The organism is Halorubrum sp. 2020YC2 (assembly GCF_018623055.1).
Classification (GTDB): domain Archaea; phylum Halobacteriota; class Halobacteria; order Halobacteriales; family Haloferacaceae; genus Halorubrum.
This window is the reverse complement of the sequence record NZ_CP076019.1, coordinates 1,747,136-1,765,656: the sequence shown is the minus strand read 5'-3', so window position 1 is coordinate 1,765,656 and position 18,521 is coordinate 1,747,136. Positions and strand designations below refer to the sequence as shown.

15 protein-coding genes, 2 tRNA genes and 1 pseudogene are annotated in these 18,521 nt (G+C 60.5%); 8 read left to right on the top strand and 10 right to left on the bottom strand.

Features of this window, described 5'->3' with window-relative positions:
- Positions 1-6 precede the first annotated feature (6 nt).
- The 3 genes from KI388_RS08715 to KI388_RS08705 form a co-directional block, all read right to left on the bottom strand.
- A complete protein-coding gene (locus KI388_RS08715; protein WP_215086276.1) occupies positions 7-534 on the bottom strand; it encodes a 30S ribosomal protein S4 in 528 nt (175 codons plus the stop codon).
- Positions 531-1,052 carry a 30S ribosomal protein S13 gene (locus tag KI388_RS08710; protein ID WP_215086275.1) on the bottom strand — a complete coding sequence of 174 codons (522 nt, stop codon included), beginning with the start codon at positions 1,050-1,052 and terminating at the stop codon, positions 531-533. Before KI388_RS08710 ends, KI388_RS08715 begins: the two co-directional genes overlap by 4 nt.
- A 56-nt stretch (positions 1,053-1,108) precedes the next feature.
- Positions 1,109-1,194 (bottom strand) — tRNA-Ser (locus tag KI388_RS08705).
- 192 nt (positions 1,195-1,386) lie between these two features.
- Here KI388_RS08705 and KI388_RS08700 point away from each other — a divergent pair.
- The 6 genes from KI388_RS08700 (at position 1,387) to KI388_RS08675 (ending at position 5,857) form a co-directional block, all read left to right on the top strand.
- Entirely contained in the window at positions 1,387-2,427 is a 1,041-nt protein-coding gene (locus tag KI388_RS08700) for a zinc-binding dehydrogenase (RefSeq protein ID WP_215086274.1), read from the top strand.
- Positions 2,417-2,812 (top strand): hypothetical protein, encoded by a 396-nt coding sequence (locus KI388_RS08695; protein WP_215086273.1) that lies wholly within the window; start codon positions 2,417-2,419, stop codon positions 2,810-2,812. The genes KI388_RS08700 and KI388_RS08695 overlap by 11 nt, the downstream gene beginning before the upstream one ends.
- A gap of 99 nt (positions 2,813-2,911) precedes the next feature.
- Entirely contained in the window at positions 2,912-3,490 is a 579-nt protein-coding gene (cmk, locus tag KI388_RS08690; protein WP_215086272.1) for a (d)CMP kinase, read from the top strand.
- Positions 3,491-3,507: 17 nt separating this feature from the next.
- On the top strand, positions 3,508-4,509 hold the full coding sequence (locus KI388_RS08685; protein ID WP_215086271.1) for an RNA-guided pseudouridylation complex pseudouridine synthase subunit Cbf5: 1,002 nt from the start codon (positions 3,508-3,510) through the stop codon (positions 4,507-4,509).
- Positions 4,510-4,531: 22 nt separating this feature from the next.
- Complete coding sequence (locus tag KI388_RS08680; RefSeq protein ID WP_215086270.1) at positions 4,532-5,740, top strand: succinylglutamate desuccinylase/aspartoacylase family protein; 1,209 nt, start codon at positions 4,532-4,534, stop codon at positions 5,738-5,740.
- A 46-nt stretch (positions 5,741-5,786) separates the two neighbouring features.
- Positions 5,787-5,857 (top strand) — tRNA-Pro (locus KI388_RS08675).
- Between the two features lie 434 nt (positions 5,858-6,291).
- On the opposite strand, the pseudogene KI388_RS15640 reads toward KI388_RS08675, so the two are convergent.
- A pseudogene (locus tag KI388_RS15640) lies at positions 6,292-6,576 on the bottom strand (hypothetical protein); the annotation flags it as partial.
- 128 nt (positions 6,577-6,704) lie between these two features.
- Here KI388_RS15640 and KI388_RS08670 point away from each other — a divergent pair.
- Positions 6,705-8,603, top strand: coding sequence for a methyl-accepting chemotaxis protein (locus tag KI388_RS08670; RefSeq protein ID WP_215086269.1), 1,899 nt, complete (start codon positions 6,705-6,707; stop codon positions 8,601-8,603).
- Positions 8,604-8,994: 391 nt separating this feature from the next.
- On the opposite strand, the gene KI388_RS08665 is transcribed toward KI388_RS08670, so the two are convergent.
- From KI388_RS08665 to sufB, 6 genes are all read right to left on the bottom strand, one after another.
- On the bottom strand, positions 8,995-9,882 hold the full coding sequence (locus KI388_RS08665) for a HAMP domain-containing sensor histidine kinase (RefSeq protein WP_251133259.1): 888 nt from the start codon (positions 9,880-9,882) through the stop codon (positions 8,995-8,997).
- Positions 9,807-10,823: a PAS domain S-box protein gene (locus KI388_RS08660; RefSeq protein ID WP_215086267.1), complete on the bottom strand. Its 1,017-nt coding sequence runs from the start codon at positions 10,821-10,823 to the stop codon at positions 9,807-9,809. Before KI388_RS08660 ends, KI388_RS08665 begins: the two co-directional genes overlap by 76 nt.
- Positions 10,820-12,361: an ATP-binding protein gene (locus KI388_RS08655; protein WP_215086266.1), complete on the bottom strand. Its 1,542-nt coding sequence runs from the start codon at positions 12,359-12,361 to the stop codon at positions 10,820-10,822. Before KI388_RS08655 ends, KI388_RS08660 begins: the two co-directional genes overlap by 4 nt.
- 50 nt (positions 12,362-12,411) lie before the next feature.
- Positions 12,412-13,890 (bottom strand): ATPase domain-containing protein, encoded by a 1,479-nt coding sequence (locus tag KI388_RS08650; protein WP_215086265.1) that lies wholly within the window; start codon positions 13,888-13,890, stop codon positions 12,412-12,414.
- Between the two features lie 301 nt (positions 13,891-14,191).
- Positions 14,192-14,872, bottom strand: coding sequence for a hypothetical protein (locus tag KI388_RS08645; protein WP_215086264.1), 681 nt, complete (start codon positions 14,870-14,872; stop codon positions 14,192-14,194).
- A gap of 751 nt (positions 14,873-15,623) precedes the next feature.
- Positions 15,624-17,054: a Fe-S cluster assembly protein SufB gene (sufB, locus tag KI388_RS08640; protein ID WP_215086263.1), complete on the bottom strand. Its 1,431-nt coding sequence runs from the start codon at positions 17,052-17,054 to the stop codon at positions 15,624-15,626.
- 651 nt (positions 17,055-17,705) lie between these two features.
- Here sufB and KI388_RS08635 point away from each other — a divergent pair.
- Positions 17,706-18,503: a sulfite exporter TauE/SafE family protein gene (locus KI388_RS08635; RefSeq protein ID WP_215086262.1), complete on the top strand. Its 798-nt coding sequence runs from the start codon at positions 17,706-17,708 to the stop codon at positions 18,501-18,503.
- The last annotated feature ends 18 nt before the right edge of the window (positions 18,504-18,521 follow it).

The following is an 18,521-nucleotide window of genomic DNA, read 5'->3' as shown; positions in this document are numbered from 1 at the left end:
GTATGCTTACTCCTGTGACTCCGCGCGCTCGGGGTGGAGATCGTCCGCGAGCGGGCTCGTCTCGTCGAAGGCGATGGCGCCCTCGTCGTCGACGTCCACCTTCACCGACGGGCGCGTGACGCGAGCGCCGTTGACGGTGATGTGGCCGTGGACGATGAACTGGCGGGCCTGCTGGGTCGATGAGGCGAAGCCCTGTCGGTAGACGACCGTCTGGAGCCGGCGCTCCAGCAGGTCCGTCACGTCGAGCGACAGGACCGTCGAGATGTCGTCGTTGTCGCCGAGGATGCCGATGCGGCGGAGCCGCGCGACGAACTCCGCGCCGGCGTCCTGGGCGGCGTCGACGTCGCCCTGCGCCTCGCCGAGCAGCCGTCGAGCCTCTCGACGCATGTTGCGCAGTTCGGACTGGGCGCGCCAGAACTCCTCTTTATTCTTCAGACCGTACCGCGAGAGGAGGTCGGACTCCTCGGCGATCCGCTCGCCCTGGTACGGGTGGTTCGGCGTCTCGTAGCCCTTGGTGTTTTTCCCGGTGCTCATTCGTCGTCACCGCCCTCGTCGTCTTCCATCTCCTCGCGGATCTCCTCGACGTTGACCCCGATGGTCCCCTCCGAGCGACCCGTGGACTTGGTGCGCTGCCCGCGGACCTTCTGCCCGCGCTTGTGGCGCACGCCCTTGTACGATTCGATGATCTTCATCCGGTTGATGTCGTGGCGGCGCTTCTCGTTGACGTCCGTGCCGACGAGGTGCGTCGTCTCTCCGGAGAAGAAGTCGTTCTGTCGGTTCGTCATCCACGACGGGACGTGGTCTTCGAGGTTCTCCGCGATGTCGACCACCGCGTCGATGTCATCCTCGTCGAGGAGCCCGAACGTGGCGTTTCGGTCCACGTCGGCCTTCTCGGCGACCAGCCGCGCCGTGCGCGTGCCGATGCCGTCGAGTTCGGACAGGCTTCGCTCGACCGTCTTCGTCCCGTCGAGGTCCGCGCCCCCGATCCGAACGAAGTACTGGAGGTCTTCCTCCTCCTCCGGCGAGTCGTCCTGTGATTCTTCCGTGCTCATGTGTTGGTTGTGGTGAGTCCTACCGGCGCGATTCCGGCGGTACTCGTCCGTTCGAGCGTTGCGGCGGGGATTCGAACCCCGGAGGCAGTGACGCCACAGAGTTAGCAACCCTGCGCCTTGGGCCAAGCTTGGCTACCGCAACCCGCGTTGTATCATCGCCCTCTCGGACTCGGGGCCCGACGCCCCTACAGTTCGTGCGTTCGTTACCTCCCGCTTTCGGTACTTAAACATCACGAAACGGACGGGTCGCTGTGGGGGTCTCGCACGGTCGCCACACGCGCCGCCCGTTTCCGTGAGGCGTACTGTTTAGTGGGTTCACTCGGAGTGTCCGGGTATGCAAGCCGTTCAGTTCTCCGAGCACGGCGACCGCGACGTGATCGAGTACGGCGAGTTCCCCGACCCCGAGCCGGACCGCGGCGAGGTCCTGGTCGACGTCAAGGCCGGCGCGCTCAACCACCTCGACATCTGGACGCGACGCGGGATGCCCGGCATCGACCTGGAGATGCCGCACATTCCGGGCAGCGATGCGGCGGGCGTCGTCGAGGCCGTCGGAGAGGGAGTGACGCGCTTCGAGCCCGGGGATCACGTCGCCGTGAGCGCGGGCGTCTCGTGCGGGAACTGCGAGTTCTGCCGCAACGGGCAGGAGTCGCTGTGCGTCTCCTTCCACATCATCGGGGAACACGTCCGCGGCGTCCACGGGGAGAAGGCGACGGTCCCGGCGGCGAACCTCGTCCCGGTCCCGGACGGCGTCGACTGGGAGGTCGCCGGCTCCGCCTCGCTGGTCTTCCAGACCGCGTGGCGCATGCTCCACACGCGCGCCGAGATAGAGGCGAGCGAGAAGGTGCTCGTCTTGGGCGCCTCCGGCGGCGTCGGCCACGCGGCGGTCCAGATCGCGGACCACGCGGGCTGTGAAGTGTTCGCGACCGCGTCCACGGAGGAAAAGCTCTCGCACGCCGAGGACTGTGGCGCCGACCACGTCATCGACTACGAGGCGAACGACTTCGCGGACGAGATCAGCGAGATCACGGGCAAGCGCGGCGTCGACGTCGTCGTCGACCACGTCGGTGAGGCCACCTATCCGGACTCCCTCAAGTCGATGGCGAAGGGCGGCCGGCTCGTCACCTGCGGCGCCACGACGGGCGGGAACCCGGGCGCCGGACTCAACCGCATCTTCTGGAACCAGCTGTCGGTGCTCGGCTCGACGATGGCGACGCCCGGCGAGGTCGACGACGTGCTGGAGTTGGTTTGGGACGGCACCTTCGAACCTCGCGTGCGCGAGGTCCTCCCGATGAGCGAGGCCGCGCGCGCACACGAGATGATAGAAAACCGTGAGGGCTTTGGCAAAGTGGTGGTTAAACCGAATAGTGAGCTCTGAGACCGACGCCGACGCGGACGAGACCGCCGGCGGCACCACCGACGGCGGCTACGTCCACGTCCCCGGAACCGAGGGCGACGCCGACGGCGCGAGCGACGGCGGCACCCCGGCCGGCGACGACGGCGGCGACTCGCGGGGACCGACGGCGGCCGCCGGCGAACCGACCGCCGACGGCTTCGGCCGCAAGGGGTGGGCGCTGACGGCCGTCCTGTTCACCTGCGTGCTGGTCATCCCGGGGATCATCTACGCCTACCCGTACGCGGCGGGCGCGTTCGGTCTCACCTTCTTCGCGACGTACCTCGCGCTCCCGCTCGTCCCCGCGCTCCTGCTCGGGCTCGTCGCGGTCTGGTCGATGACGGCCGCGACCGCGGACGGCGAGGCGTGAACGGGCCCGCGCTCCGTCGCCGGCTCGCCCGCCGTCGCCGGCCCGTCCCCCCCGGCGTCGAACGACAACGGTTTTGAACGGCACCCGCGGAGTGGAGATATGTTGATCACCGTCTCCGGCCCGCCAGGGAGCGGGAAGAGCACGAACGCAGTCCAGCTCGCGGACGCGCTCGGACTCGGGCACGTCTCCGGCGGCGACATCTTCCGCGAGATGGCGGCCGAACGCGACATGACGCCCGTCGAGTTCAACGAGTTCGCGGAGGAGGACCCGCAGATCGACCGCGACCTCGACCGCCGGCTCCGAGAGATCGCCGTCGACCGCGACGACGTCGTCCTCGAATCGCGGCTCGCCGGGTGGCTCGCGGCCGACCACGCCGACTTCCGCTTCTGGTTCGACGCGCCGCTCGGCGTCCGCGCGGAGCGGATCGCGGAGCGCGAGGCGAAGCCGGTCGACCGCGCCCGAGCCGAGACGGAGCGCCGCGAGGCCTCCGAGCGCAAGCGGTACCGGGAGTACTACAACATCGACATCGAGGACCTTTCGATCTACGACGCCGCGTACAACACCGCCCGCTGGGGACCCGAACCGTTCCTCGACGTCCTCGTCGCGACCGTCGAGGCGTACGACCCCGCGGACGACGAGGGGAAAGCCCCCGTCGAAGGCGTCGTGTACGACTTCTGAGAATCGACTAGCCCCGCATGACAGACGCTTCCGATACCGACGCCGACGCCCCCGTCGACGGCGATGACCCCCTCAGATCCCCGCCCGGAGAGCGCTCGGTGCCCGAGCTGCTCCGGTTCGGCGTCGTCAACCTCGACAAGCCCGCCGGCCCCTCCTCGCATCAGGTGTCGGCGTGGGTGCGCGACGCGATAGACGAGACGCTCGCGGCCCTCGACCCCGAGGGGCCTCCCACCGGCGGCGTCGCCCACTCGGGCACGCTCGACCCGAAGGTCACCGGTTGTCTCCCCACGCTGACCGGCGACGCGACGCGCATGGCGCAGGTGTTCCTCGAAGGCGCCAAGGAGTACGTCGCGGTGTTGGAGCTCCACGCGTCCCCTCCGGCCGACTTCCGCGAGGTGGTCGCTGCGTTCGAGGACGAAATCTACCAGAAGCCGCCCCGGAAAAGCGCCGTGAGCCGCCGGCTCCGCACGCGGACGGTTCACGACCTCGACGTGCTGACGGTCGAGGACCGGAAGGCCCTCCTCCGGATCCGCTGCGAGTCGGGGACGTACGTCCGGAAGCTGTGTCACGACGTCGGACTCGCGACCGGCGTCGGCGCGCACATGGGTCACCTCCGGCGCAGCGCCACCGACCCGTTCGACGACCGCGACCTCCACACGCTCCAGGACCTCGTGGACGCGCTCGCGTGGGCCGAAGACGGGGATGACGCGCTCCTCCGCGAGGTCGTCCGCCCGGCGGAGGACGCCCTGACGCACCTCCCCGCGGTGACGGTCGCTCGGTCGGCCGCGCGCAACGTCGCGACCGGCGCGCCCGTGTACGCGCCCGGCGTGATCGACGTCGACGACGACGCCGTCTCGGCGGCGAGCGACGGCGCGGAAACGGACGGAGACGCCGACCCCGATCCGCCGCTCGTCGCGTGTCTCACGCCCGACGGCACGGCGGTCTGTCTCGGTCGCGTGGTCGGTGACCCGGACGGCGAGAGCGGAACGGTCGTCGACTTGGAGCGCGTTCTTTTATAGCTCGCCGCGACCGGATCCGACCATGGACGAGCCGGACGCGGACGGGGACGAGGGCGGACGGATAGCGATCGGGAGCGCGAGCGCGGCGCCGGGAACGCTCGGCCGCGGCCGGCTCCCGGTGGCGGACCTCCCGACCGGCGGCTCGGAGCGGCTCCCGGTCGCCGTCGCGAACGGCGCCGAAGCCGGGCCGACGCTCTGGCTCACGGGGGGCGTCCACGGCGATGAAGCGACCGGCGTCGCGGTCGTTCAGGACGCGGTCGCGGCCTTTTCCGACCGCCTCGACCGCCTCGCCGGCGCGGTCGTCGCGGTCCCCGTCGTCTCCCCGGCGGGGCTGCGTCGGAACGCGCGGGAGACGTACTACGCAGACAAGGACCCGAACCGCCACTTCCCGGACGCGGACGCGGAGTCCGCCCGCCCGCCGAAGCTCCAGGAGCGGATCGACGCCCGGCTGTACGCCGCGATCACGGGCGAGGTACCGGACGACGCGGGCGAGTGCGCGGACGGATCGAGTGAGTTCCCCGTCGAGACCGTCGGCTCGAACGCCGCCGCGGACGCGCTGATCGACTGTCACACCGCGGGGGTCGGCAGCGTCCCCTTCGCCATCCGCGACCGCGTCCTCTACGGCGACCGCCGGAGCGAGGCGGACGCCGCCGCGCTCTCCGCGGACCTCGGCCGCCTCGTCGACGCGTTCGGCCTCCCGGCCGTCCGGGAGTACCCCGCCGCCGAGTACGTCGAGGAGAGCCTCCAGCGATCGACCGCCGGCGCCGTGCTCAACGAGGCGGGCATCCCGGCGTTCACCGCGGAGCTAGGCGCCCACAGCGTCGTCGACGACGACCTGCTCGCCGCGGGCGTCGCGGGCGCGTTCGGCGTCGCGGTCGAACTGGGGCTTCTGGCGAGCGAGGACGTCCCCGAGTCGGTCGGCGCGCCCGGCGTCGGCGTCGACCCGGCGCCCGTCGAGTTCCCCGTGCGGCGCTTCCGCGGTCCGACGACAGACACCCCCGGACTCGCTCGGCACCGCGTCGCCGCCGGGGACGCGTTCGACGCGGGCGACGTCCTCGCTCGCGTGGTCGACGCCGGGGGCGAAGAGCGCGCGACGGTCACCGCCGAGCGCGACGGGTACGTCCTCGGCCGGTCCGAGGGGCTGGCCGTCTACGAGGGCGATCCGATCGGGAGCCTCGCGGTGTGGGACGACGGCGACCTCGTGGTCCCGCGGGACGCCGACGAGGAGTGAAACGAAGTCCTTAATTACCGGACCGTCGTTTTTCAGCGTGTAGTCAGGGACCGTGGGGTAGTGGTATCCTATGCGGATGGGGTCCGTATGACCTGAGTTCGACTCTCAGCGGTCCCATACGAATTCTTACTAGATCTCATCATCGGCAGTCTTAGCGCCGTTTAACGCCTGAGAACCGCATTTGGGGACGTGTTGTAAATCGGCAAATTGGCGGTTTCGACGAGGCGGGCGGCTTCGTGAACTTCCGTGAGACGCCGACGAAGACGAACTCGCTGATCGACCGACTGAAGAAGATTACCGGCGAGTCTGGCGTCCGTTTTCGGGAGTTAATCTTCTCGCTCCTGTTCGAGCTTGGCTAATTCTCTGTGTGCTTCGTCAACGATCTCGCTCACGGTAGGGCCGTCACGGATTCGCGCACCGTAATCCGGCTCTGGAAGGGTAACAATCCGGTCCTCGTTACGTATTGGATCAAGCCATTGAGCTCCTCCTCCGCGTGAACGCGGAGGAATCCCACCAAGGGATTTCAGGCCGAGTGTAGCGGCCTGTTGGTTTCAAGACGCATACGTTCCAAGCGTCGTCTGCTGGTTTTCAGCATCGGCTTGGCTGCCTTGTGGCCCGGTCAAAGAGGTCGTTCGAAAATCGAAGATTTTCGTGATCACGAGAGACTCCGTCTCTCGGACGGCCCCATCCGTAGCCGAGTCATCGTTACCGGCCTTCTGCCCGGAAGTCCGGTCGCTTCGGCGGTTGCCCTCTCCACTACGGTAGCGGTCTGTAATGTTTATCGCCCCGTTCGCGTCGGCTCGATACTCACCGACCCAACAGCCGTCGTTCCTACAGCCTACAATCTCGAACGATCGCTCAACCGGTGACCCCGATGCCGTCATCGGGTTCAACAAAGCGAAATATTCTCAAAAACGAGAACTCGGTGCGAGGTACTATATATGGTATCACACAGCAGAAGTATATGCAATTAGGAGATGTAGAATCGCCAGTTCAGCGGTACATAGAGAACACGCCGAACGGAAAAGAGATTCCGGATGAGACGTTCAGACGGCGGCACATCGGTGTGTTGGCGTTCACGCTCGCGTTGCTTCCGTTTGTCTTCGGAGTGAGTCGGATGGTGGGCGCGGAGTCGATCACTGGTGCGGAATTGCCGGTCATCCCAATGCTACACTCCGTGGTCGGCACTGGGATCGTGTTGGGATTGGTAGTAATAGCTGCAATTCCGGTACTTCCCCGCCGAATTAGAGCGGCGACAGGCGCGGTCGCGTTCATGGTACAGGGGTCGGTGTTAGCGTACTTTACTGGCGGATTCATCGAGGCACATTTTATCTACTTTGTTGGAGTCGGGGTTGTCGCACTCTATGAGGATTGGGTACCGTTCGCGATCACGATTGGGTACGTTGCCCTCCAACACAGTGTCTTCGGGCTCATAGAGTGGTTCACAGTCTATAACCATCCGGCTGCGATGGCTAACCCGGTCGTCTGGGGTGGAATACACGCTGTTGGGGTGCTGATGCTCGCGGGGACAATCACGTTCCTCTGGCAGTCTCTCGCAATTCAGCGACAACAGGCTCGCGAGAAGGTCCAAGAGAAACTGGAAGAAGCAGAGGAAGCGAGAGATCGTGCCAAAGAGAAGGAGATAGAGGCGGCCGAACAGCGCGAGGAAATGCAAGAACTCAACGCGGAACTTGAGCAGGCCGCTGCCGACTACCAGTCGGTAATGGTTGAGTGTGCGGCCGGTGACTTCACCCGCCGACTTGATACCGATGTAAGCAACGAGGCGATGGCCGAAATAGCCACCACGTTCAACGAAATGGTGGAGGATCTCGAGCTGACGTTCGCGCAGATTCAAGCCTTCGCTGATGAGGTCGCTTCTGCGAGTGAAGATGTGAGTGCATCGACGGCAGAGACGCAGCGTGCGAGCGAGCAAGTTGCGGACTCTATCCAAGCTATTGCGGCAGACGCGGATACACAGCACGGACAGAGCCGAGAGGCATCGAACGAGATGCAGAATCTCTCTGGGACAGTCGAAGAAGTTGCGTCCTCAGCAGACGAAGTTGCTACAGCCTCTCAGAATGCTGTTAAACTCAGTAATAACGGGCAAGAAGCCGCGTCAGAGGCAATTGATGAGATGGAAGAGATCGAGTCCCAGTCTGAACAGACAGTCGATCAGGTCAACACGCTCGCAAGTGAGCTTGATGAAATCGGAGAAGTTGTGGAGTTGATCGAGGATATTGCTGAGCAGACGAATTTGCTTGCGCTGAATGCCTCGATAGAAGCGGCTCGCGCTGGTGAGGCGGGATCCGGGTTCGCCGTGGTGGCGGACGAAGTGAAGGGGCTTGCAGAGGAGACTGCGGAGGCTGCTGATGATGTTACCGAGCGGATAGAGCGTGTTCAGTCCAACTCCGATGAGACCGTTGAAGATATGGAGTCTATGCAAGACCGGGTTCGTTCGGGCGCTGACACGGTTGAGTCGGCCCTCGCTGCTCTCGATGAGATCACGACCACCGTCGAAGGGGTGAATGATGGTATCCAAGAGATCAGCGACGCAACAGACAGTCAAGCCGCCTCTACAGAGGAAGTCGTAAGCATCGTCGAGGAGGTCGCCAACGCGGCAAATGAAGTGAACAGCGAGTCCGATAATGTCTCAGCAGCAGCCGAAGAACAAACCTCATCACTTGCGGAAGTCTCTCAGAACGCAGACAATCTCAAAGAGCGAGCAGGGAAGCTTCAAAACCGCCTCAGCGGGTTCACCATTGATGCAGAGCCTGACCGGCTCGGAGGTGTAAGGGGTGACAATGCCGGCCCTCAAGCTAGTAGCTCGGTCAGGACAGTAGGTGACGGCGGCAATACAGAGTGAGATCCTCCTTACTGGCTCTGAAGGCTTGACGGGAACGGAGCTACCCTAGGAGAGCGTGAAACAAGAGATGGGGCGGAAGAGACCGACTTGGATTTCGTGCCATTGAGCACGTTCTGTTGAAGTTTAATTCTGTAACGTATTCTCACCTGAAACAGCCGGTCGATGAGAGCCGCGTTTCGAGTGTATATTTGATATCTATAGTGATAATTATAGGCGGGGTTATTTTACATACCATTCTAAATGAGCATATGTCAGAGCGATCTGAGGGGTATCGAGTCCATCTTGAGAAAGCGCTCGCAGCCGATGGTCTCGAAAAGAAAACGTTCATTTTCGACAGGCTCTCCAGGTCGCTGAGTCTACGATGAGCCGAAATAATTAATCCACAAACCTGCTACCCACCAGTTTCCAGCGGAAACCAGATTGTAATCTCGGTGCCGCGTGGCTCACGCTCATCGACGTTGATCTTCCCTCCAGAATGGTTTACTGTCCAGTAGACCAGCCACAACCCCAGTCCACTACCGTGTGAGAGTGTCTCGATAGCCCCTCCCGATTCGAGGACATCTCTGTCAAATTCTGGGATACCCGGACCGTTGTCCCGCACGCTAAGAGTGCCCCATGATCCCTCGACAGCAAGGTTGACACGCACACAGGGCTTTTCGCTGTCGTTGTGGATCACAGCGTTGGTCAACAGCTCTTCAATTGCGGCAGTAATCGATTCGGCGGCAGAGACGACGAGCTGCGTTGGGCCCGTAACGTCGACATCTGCGTTGGGCCACTCGTCGGCCGTCTCTTTGGCAAGAACCCGAACCACCTGCCCGATATCTACAGAGGTTGGCCCCTGTGAATCACTGAGAACAGTCGTAATCTCCCGCGACTTCTCACTCGTCGTCAACAGGGTTTCGGCCCGGTCAACGATGGTGCCGGCAGCGGCTTTGGGTTCGCCCTCAAGATTCCTTTGAAGCTGCTCGCCTCGACCGTGGATCACGTTCAGCTCGTTGCGGATATTGTGCCGCAGGATGTTATCAAGTACGTGGAGCTGTCGGGTCCGTTCTTCGAGATCAGTCACGTTCCGGCAGATCGCCAGCGTCCCCGCGAGCTCTCCGTCCTCGTAGTAGGGGTACCGACTCGTATAGAAGATCGCCTCTCTGTCGCTGTGCTTGAAGGTCGGCTCAACGCTGTATTCGACCGGCTGTTCAGTCTCGATCACGCGCTGTTTCTGTCGGGCGATCGTCGTGGCAGTTTCTTCATCGATAAACGCGTATTCGCCGCCGCCGAGCAGTTCATCTCTCGACAGCCCGGCGAACGAACACAGCGCGTCATTAACCAGCCGAAACTCCCCTCACAGGTCTGGATCATGATCGGATCCTCAAGCCGTTCGATGATATCGCGGTACAACGAGAGCCGACCTTCGAGTTCTTTGCGTTCGGTAATATCGGTCTGGACGGCGACGAACGCTCTCGGCTCCCCGTCTTCGACGATGGGTGCGATCGTCTGATCGGCGACGTACTGCGAGCCGTCGCTGCGTTGGTTGGTAATCTCCTCGTGCCACGTATCACCAGCGGTAATCGTCTCCCAGAGGTCGCTGTAGAAGTCGTCGTCCATCTCTCCGGAGTTGAGAAGATTCGGTGACTCGCCAACGGCCTCATCTCGGCTGTAGCCCGTGATCGATTCGAACGCCGAATTGACGTAGTTGATCGTTCCGTCCGTATCGGATATCCAGATGGCGTGACCGGAGGCTTCGACGGCCTGCTTGAACAGTTCCAGCGTCTCCGTCCGTTCTTTGAGGCGCTGCGACTGGGTCCGCAGCCTGACGAGCGCCTGTGTCCGCCACTCCAGTTCAGCCTTTTTAATCGGCATCGAGACCACCTCGTCGGCGGTTTCGAACACGACGCTGTCGGCAATTTCCCCGCTGTCAGTTTCAATGAGTGAAAGGTCCGCCTCCGGTATGAGGAGAAGACACGGCAACAGAGCCGGCTTCGCCTCGCGTTTTCGGGCTCGAAGCGTCTCAGCGTGTGTCTGCAGCATCTCCCCGTCGAGGATACAGCAGTCGAACGTCGCCGTTTCGACCGGCTGGTCCGGATCGACCAGCGTATAGCGGTCATGAGCTTGGATCCACTCAACCACCAACCGTTGATTCCCCTCCCCAGAGAGCAACGGGAACAAAGCTGCCTGCCCAGCGCCATCATCGGGTGAATCGTCCGTAGGGTACGCGTCGTTCATTCACGTCCTCCATCGATTTTGTCCTGTTTCGCCGTCGTCCGTAACTCGACGATAAAAACTGCGCCGGCTGGATCCGCTTCGTCAGGAGTATCGAACAATTCGCTCTCCACTCTGTCCTCGATCCAGACATTTCCGCCGTAACTCTCAACAAGACTGTCGACGAGAAACAGGCCCATTCCGGTTCCCCCGCTTTCAAGCCCTTTCTTACCCTCTCGGAACAGACTCTCTTTCACATCGTCTGAGATTCCTGGCCCGTTATCGGCCACTCTGATGCGGACTGACTCGTCAGCTTCCTCAACAGAAATCATTACATTTGGTTGAGCTGTATGGTTGTGCTGGACGGCGTTGTTGACGAGGTTCCGAAACACCGACGAGAGCAACTCGTTCGCCAGCACGTGTGTCCTCTGATCGGGTGGATCTGCCATCGTGATCTCGGCATTTGCGAACGTTTCCCGGCGCTTTTCGAGTTCCTCACTGAGGAGCTGTCGAAGCGGGATTGGGCTAAGCTCCGGCGTCCCGTCACCGTGAATGATTTCTGAGAGGTCTCGGGCGACATTCGTGAGTTCGACGACGTGCCGCCCCGCCCGGAGAATCCTGTCGAGTTTCTCCTGTCCAGTCGGCGTTACCTCGTCTTCAAGCATTTCGCCCCACGCGACAACAACGTTCATATCGTTCCGGATGTCGTGTCGGAGAACTCGGTTCAACACGTCGAGTTGCTCGCGTTGCTGGCGGAGACTCTCTTCTAGTTCTCTAAGCTCAGTAATTTCGTGGTTGACGGCGATGAACTGCGTAATATCTCCATCAGGGCCTTCTACCGGAGCGATCGTCTGTTCGATAACATACCGATCCCCATCTTTTCGACTGTTGATGACAGTCCCGTCCCAGACGTCACCCGCTACGATGGTGTTCCACAACTCCTCATAGAACGCCTCATCGTGTTCACCTGATTTGAGAATGCGCGGGGTGGTACCGACAACTTCCTCGCTCGTATAGCCTGACTGAGATTCAAATCCTTCGTTCACGTACTCGATTGTTCCGTCTGTGTCGGTGACTAACACTCCGTGACCGGCGTGTTGATCCCGGATCTGCCGGAGCTGTGCTCGCTGATTGTATGCGGCGATCGACTGATCCCGAAGGCGGAGAAACGTCTCTAGCTGTTCACTGAGTTGACTTTCTGCGAGTGGCATGTCGATCAACCCGTCAATCGCATCCCACAGTTCCGGATGTTCATCCCGGAGACGATTGCGGATCTCTCGATGTCTTGACTCCTGAACCAACAAGAGATACGGGAGAATAATCTGCTCGCTTTCTTTTCGGTTCAGGAGTTTCGACCGGTGTTCGTCCAACTGCTTTCTATCGAGCAGACAGCAGTCGAATGTAGCCTCGGCGATATCCGGGGTTTCGACGAGCGTGTACTGATCGTGTGCGGTTAGCCACTCTTCGAGGACACGCTGATTTCCCGGGTCAGTGACCAAAGTGAGCACGCGCTTGGATTCGTCGACTGCTTCTCGATTCGTATGCTGTTCGTTCGTGGGCATGATGTTCGGATCGGCGACTCCTATGACTGGTCTCTCATCTCGTGCGACAGTTACGTCTGTTCGTCGTTGTCAACGTCGTGTTTGCTGGCAGTATCCGTATCGTTCCACTCCGGCGTCCCGGTGAGAATACCCCGAAGCTGCGGAAGAGGTTCTCCGACACGGATCCCGTCCGCCGTAATTTCGAGTTCCCTGAGGCTACGTTCGAAGTCGCTCGTCCGCATCTTCAGCGTCCCGATGACCTTCCGCACCTTCCCGCGATACTCAACGTGACGCAAGAACATGATGTTGTCCGCGAGATTGCTCGTCCGCTCTTCGGTCGCATGGAAGTCTCCAGTGATATTGTGAACTTCATTGACGAGGATCGTGGAGACGCCAGCGGCCCGCAAGAATCGGCCGATCCGCAACAACGCACCCGTCGTGTTGTCAAGCCCACGGAGATTCTCCTGAAACCCTTGTGAGCCATCGATCATCACCACTTCGGTACCGTCGGTGACCGCCTCGCGGACGAGATCCTCGAATTCGCCGACCGTATACTCTTCCGGATCGATTCCGACGATGGAGAGCTGTCCGCTGTCCAGCGCATCCTGTAGCGGGAGGCCGATCGCGTCGGCTCGTTTGCGGATGGTCCACTCCGCCTCTTCGAACTGGAATAGAATGCTCTGTTTACCCTCAAGAGCCGCCTGAATGAGAAACTGGAGACCGGTCGTGGTCTTGCCGACGCCAGTCGGACCGCTGAGTATCGTTACGGTTCCCTGATCTAAGCCACCGTGGAGCAACTCGTCGAGTTCCGCCACGCCCGAAGAGAGCGTCCCCGATTCGACCTCTCGCTCATGTTCGCCGGGAACGAGTGTCGGCCAGACCGTCAGTCCATCGTCAGTAATATCGTAGGAGTGATTTCCGCGTCGGAACGACGACCCTCGGAACTTGGAGACGTTGACTGCCCTGCTTTCGGGAGTCACATCAAGTGAGATGACAGCGTCGACGAGGAACTGAATATCGTCGTCCGTGATCGAACCGCCAGCCTGCGAAGTGAGCATCACCGTCGCGCCAACCTCTTTGAGATAGTCGAGGAGGCCAAGAACACCGGAGCGGAATTGCCGTTCGTCGGTGGTAAGATATCGAAACTCTGTGATCGGGTCAAGCAACACACGATCTGGTTGGATTTTGTCGACTTCGTCGCGTAGGTCTTCGATAAAATCCGGTTGTTCGACTTCAGCTGATTCGAAGACGCTGTAGGAGTTGCGCTCCGAGAACTGCTCTTGGGTCGGCGAGAGGTTATGAAATTGTATCTGCTCAGTATTGAGACCGAACGCGTCGGCTGTTTCTTCGACGTACGCCTGCGGCTCACCCATATTAATGTACAAAGCGGTCTCTTCGGCATCTATCCCTGCCGAAAGGAAGTGTAATCCGAAGATTGTCTTCCCCGAACCCGGCGACCCACGGACGAGAACATTTCGGCCCGGAATGAGACCACCGTCCAGAACCTCATCCAAACCACTAACGCCCGTTGATATCCGTTCAACTGACATGATCTAGTTTTATTCTTAGTCTACAAGTATCTTCTTTGTGGAGAACGCATCCGTTTGTTCTAGCGCGAGTACGCGTTCACAATCACAGAGTGTCGATGTGCGATACGCGCGCTCTATACAGCATGTCATCAACAAATTCCCCGACAGTTGTCAATAGCGAAATGACCGATACAGAGGGTGTATTCAGCACGAGGACAGTATTAATCCTCTCCTCGGATCTACCGCACCACCCTGCTACTCTGTGTCTGGTGACAGCAACCCGAATTATCGCTCTCGTACGTATTTACGAATTATGACCATTTTACCCTTTCAGTGGCTCGAAATCTTTCAGTATAATCCACACGGTAGCAGCTAGGAGGAAACTGATCGGTAGTAGCGTGCGGAGACCAACGAGTGTGTATAGCCCGATGGCAGTAGTAATACCAGAAACGACTGTGACTGGAATTCTAAAGTTTCTGTATCGGTAGCTAAAACCAGCCAGTGTGGCGAGCCCGATAGCTATCGGGATCCCCACGATGGGCAGTACGTGGAGTAGAATCCCATAGTGAAGACCTCCCCTAGAGGAACCAACTAATGAGTAGCAGTCTGATTCATATATAATGTAATTTTGCGCACCCACGTCGGTTGAGAGTTCGTATTCGTCTGGGTGGACAGTTGTGGTATATTCCTCGTCTGACTGGAGTGTTGAGAGAAACACGTCTTGAGCCTCTGTTGATAAGCTGTCAAATTTAGTGACTTGCTCATCAGCGGTCGCATTACAGCTCCCTTGCTGAGATGTAACTCGGTAATCGATTCTCTCAGCGTCGGTCCGTATCAGCTCAGCCCCGACAGGGATCATCAGTCCACTAGTTAGCGCAAACAGCGCTAACATAATCACAGGGATATGATAGCGTGTCAGATCAGATCGGAGGAACGCCATCACGGCAGCAATAAGAAAAATAGCGACTGGGATACCAAATTGAAACGCGGATATAGGTATCATACAGTTCTCTGATTACTAATTTGTTATATGTTTTGTGTGGTTTGACCAAGTATCGAATTTAACCAGACTGTTCCGCCTACTATAGGATGTCTAATGATAAGAAACGAATACGACAACTGCGAGGTATGCGCCCTGTATTCAGCACGTCTCCAAAAACATATCATCTGCTGAGAATTTCGACAGAGCCGTGGCGTAGTCTCTGAGCCGGTCAAACACTCATTCTACTACTCTTTATGAGCTTTGAGCCGGCGTCGAGTCGCTGATCCTGATACCATGCGCGGTAACTCTCGTAGCAACCGCAGATGGAACGGACCACACCGTCTCGGTGGGTACGGTCACTCCATCGATCGCGAGACAGACGAGTTTCCCTCGTCCCCGCCGCGCCGCAACAACAAATTCAAACCGACGTGACCGGTCGTCAGTCGCTGTCACGTGGATCGTCGAGAGTCCGTTCGCGCTCTCCCACGTCTCCGTGTCGACAATACCGAGTTCGCCTGCGGGAGTGACAGCGGTCGAGCCACACGCTGGACAGGATCCCTCGTGTGGGCCTGTCCCAAGGTACCCATAGTCGGTCTCGCACGCAAAGCAGTGTTCCATAGTCTGTGACTAGTATCGATCCACGATCGTCTCTGCGATATGTGCCCGACCGGAACACGCCGGGCAGGCAACTACGTCGCCACCGTCTAACCCGAACACGATCACGAACTGTCGTGAGACGTGTGCTCCGCAGTGGGCGCACTCCGGCATCGAATTACCCCAGCGAGCCCTCCATCTCGAGTTCGACGAGCCGGTTGAGCTCGACGGCGTACTCGATGGGCAGCTCCTCCGTGATCGGCTCGATGAAGCCGGAGACGATCATCTGTTTCGCGTCGTCGTCGTCCAGCCCGCGCGACTGGAGGTAGAAGATGTCCTCGTCGCCGATCTTGCCGACGGTCGCCTCGTGGGCGACGTCGACCTTCGACTCGTTGATCTCCATGTACGGCATCGTGTCCGACGTCGACTCGTTGTCGAACATCAGCGCATCGCACTCGACGGCCGTCGAGGAGTTTTCCGCGCCGTCCGCGATGTGGACGAGCCCGCGGTAGTTCGTGCGGCCGCCGTCCTTCGCGATCGACTTCGACTCGACGGTCGACTTCGTTTCCGGCGCGTTGTGGTACACCTTCGCACCGGTGTCGATGTCCTGACCCTCGCCCGCGAAGGCGATGGTGATGTGGTTGTCGGAGGCGCCGCGGCCCTTGAGGATCGTCGACGGGTACAGCATCGTCGCCTTCGACCCCATCGAGCCGGAGATCCACTCCATGCGCCCGCCCTTCTCCGCGATGGCGCGCTTGGTGTTCAGGTTGTACGTGTTCTTCGACCAGTTCTGCACCGTCGAGTACTGGACGTGGGCGTCCTCGCCCACGAACACTTCGACGCCGCCACAGTGAAGATTGAACTTCGAATACTTCGGGGCGGAACAGCCCTCGATGTAGTGGACCTCGGAGCCCTCCTCCGCGATGATGAGCGTGTGCTCGAACTGGCCCATCCCCTCGGAGTTCATCCGGAAGTACGCCTGAACCGGCATGTCGACGGTAGTGTCTTCGGGAATATAGACGAACGAGCCGCCGGACCAGATGGCGCCGTGAAGCGCGGCGAACTTGTTGTCGCTCGGGGGGACGCAGTTCGTCATGAAGTGCTCGCGGACGAGTTCCTCGTGCTCTTGGACCGCCTCGTCCATGTTACAGAAGATGACGCCCTTCTCTTCCCACCGCTCCTGCATGTTCTGGTAGACGACCTCCGATTCGTACTGCGCACCGACGCCCGAGAGCGCGTTCTTCTCGGCCTCCGGGATGCCCAGCTTGTCGAACGTGTCCTTGATGTCGTCCGGGAGCTCCGTCCAGTCGTCGACGCCGGCGCGGACATCGACATCCGGCCGGATATAGGGGACGATCTCGTCGACGTCGACTTCCGAGAGGTCCGGCTGGCCGGGCCAGTCGGTCGGCATCGGCATCTCCTGGAACTGCTCTAACGCGCGCAGGCGGCGCTCCAGCATCCACTCCGGTTCGTCCTTGTCCTCCGAGATGACGCGGACCGTCTCCTCGGTGAGACCCTTCTCGCTTTTGAAGGCGGACTTCTCCTCCTTCTTGAACTCGAAGCGGGCCTCGGTGTTCGTCTCCTTAAGATCGTCTTGTTTTGAACTCATCAAAGTACTCTTCAGAGACTACGAACATAAGTGTGGTGCGCTAGAACACTCGTTAGTAACTCATACTAGTTTCTTTAATAGAAATGAATAACTTTTTGTAGTTTAATTAGGTATATCTATTTAGTGTAATTTAATTCGCAGCGAGAGGGCTATTCCGTACGAACAGAATCATCGTCACTCGTTAGCAAGAACGATACGACAACACTCGATCGCTGCTTCGATGCGGCGGTCGGCGACCGCATCGCCCGTTTCGTCAGCCGACTCAAGCAGTGTCGCAACTTGCCGAACCCGTTTCCGCCTGGTTTGCGTGTCGAGATCGTCACTAGTAGCATCACGGGCGACGGCTTCGGCCTCTCCGAGCCATCGGTTCGTCGCTGGCGGTACTGGGCGATCTGCGGTCGCAGTTAGATGAGTCGCTAGTGCGTCGACCGCAGCCCGCGGCTCGGTTGGGATGTCTATTTCGTCCGTCATCGTTGGCGTATCGGCATCTACCGTGAAGAATTGTTCCCTCAAGTTACGCGCCGGATACTTGCGAAGTCTCCAGCCGAGCGCGACCCCTCGCTATCCTCCGTAATACGTCCCTGATACCTGTCCGGGACCGTTCGAGAGACACACCAGACGACGCAAACCCGTACACAGCCGAGAACGACTATGATAGAGTCGCTCCTCCGGATTGACGTCGCGCTCTTCGTCCTCATCGGGGTGTTCGACGGCGCACACTGTATCGGGATGTGCGGGCCGCTAGTGACGATGTACTCGAAGTGGATGACGCCGCAGTCTGACGGTGGAACAGTAACAGCCGATAGAGGACGTGCCGGCCGTCTCACGACCTACGAGGTTCGTCAGCACTTCTTGTTCAACCTCGGGCGGGCGACGACGTACGCGATTCTCGGGGCGGTCTTCGGCGCGCTCGGAAGCGTCGTGTTCGTCACCGCTGATCAACTGACACCGATCGCCGACCTCCTGCGAGGTGTTGTCGGTCTTGCGGTCGGAGGGTTCATTGTAGCGACCGGCGTTCGGTATGTCAGTGGGGGAAGCGGAGGCGATATTCGAATACCCGGCGTCCAGCGCGTCACGTCGTGGCTCGCGGCGAGAGTTCACCGACACGTGAACAGCTCGAGTATTGTCGGCCTCGGCGCCGTCAACGCGTTTCTTCCTTGCCCGATGCTGTATCCCGCGTCTCTGTTCGCCTTCGCGAGCGGCTCCCCGACCACCGGGGGAATCGCTCTCGGTGCCCTCGGTATCGGGACGATTCAGGCCGTCTTCCTCTACGGGACGATTATCCAGTCGATCGACGTTGCCCACCGGCGTCGCGTTCATCGGCTGCTCGGCGTGGTGTTCGTCGTGTTAGGGTACGTGCTGTTCGCGCACGGGCTGATGGCGCTCGGTGTCCACCTTCCACACCCGATGTTCCCGCATTATCAGCCTCTCGGTGGGATGGGGCATTGACCGATCTCTGTATGCTCT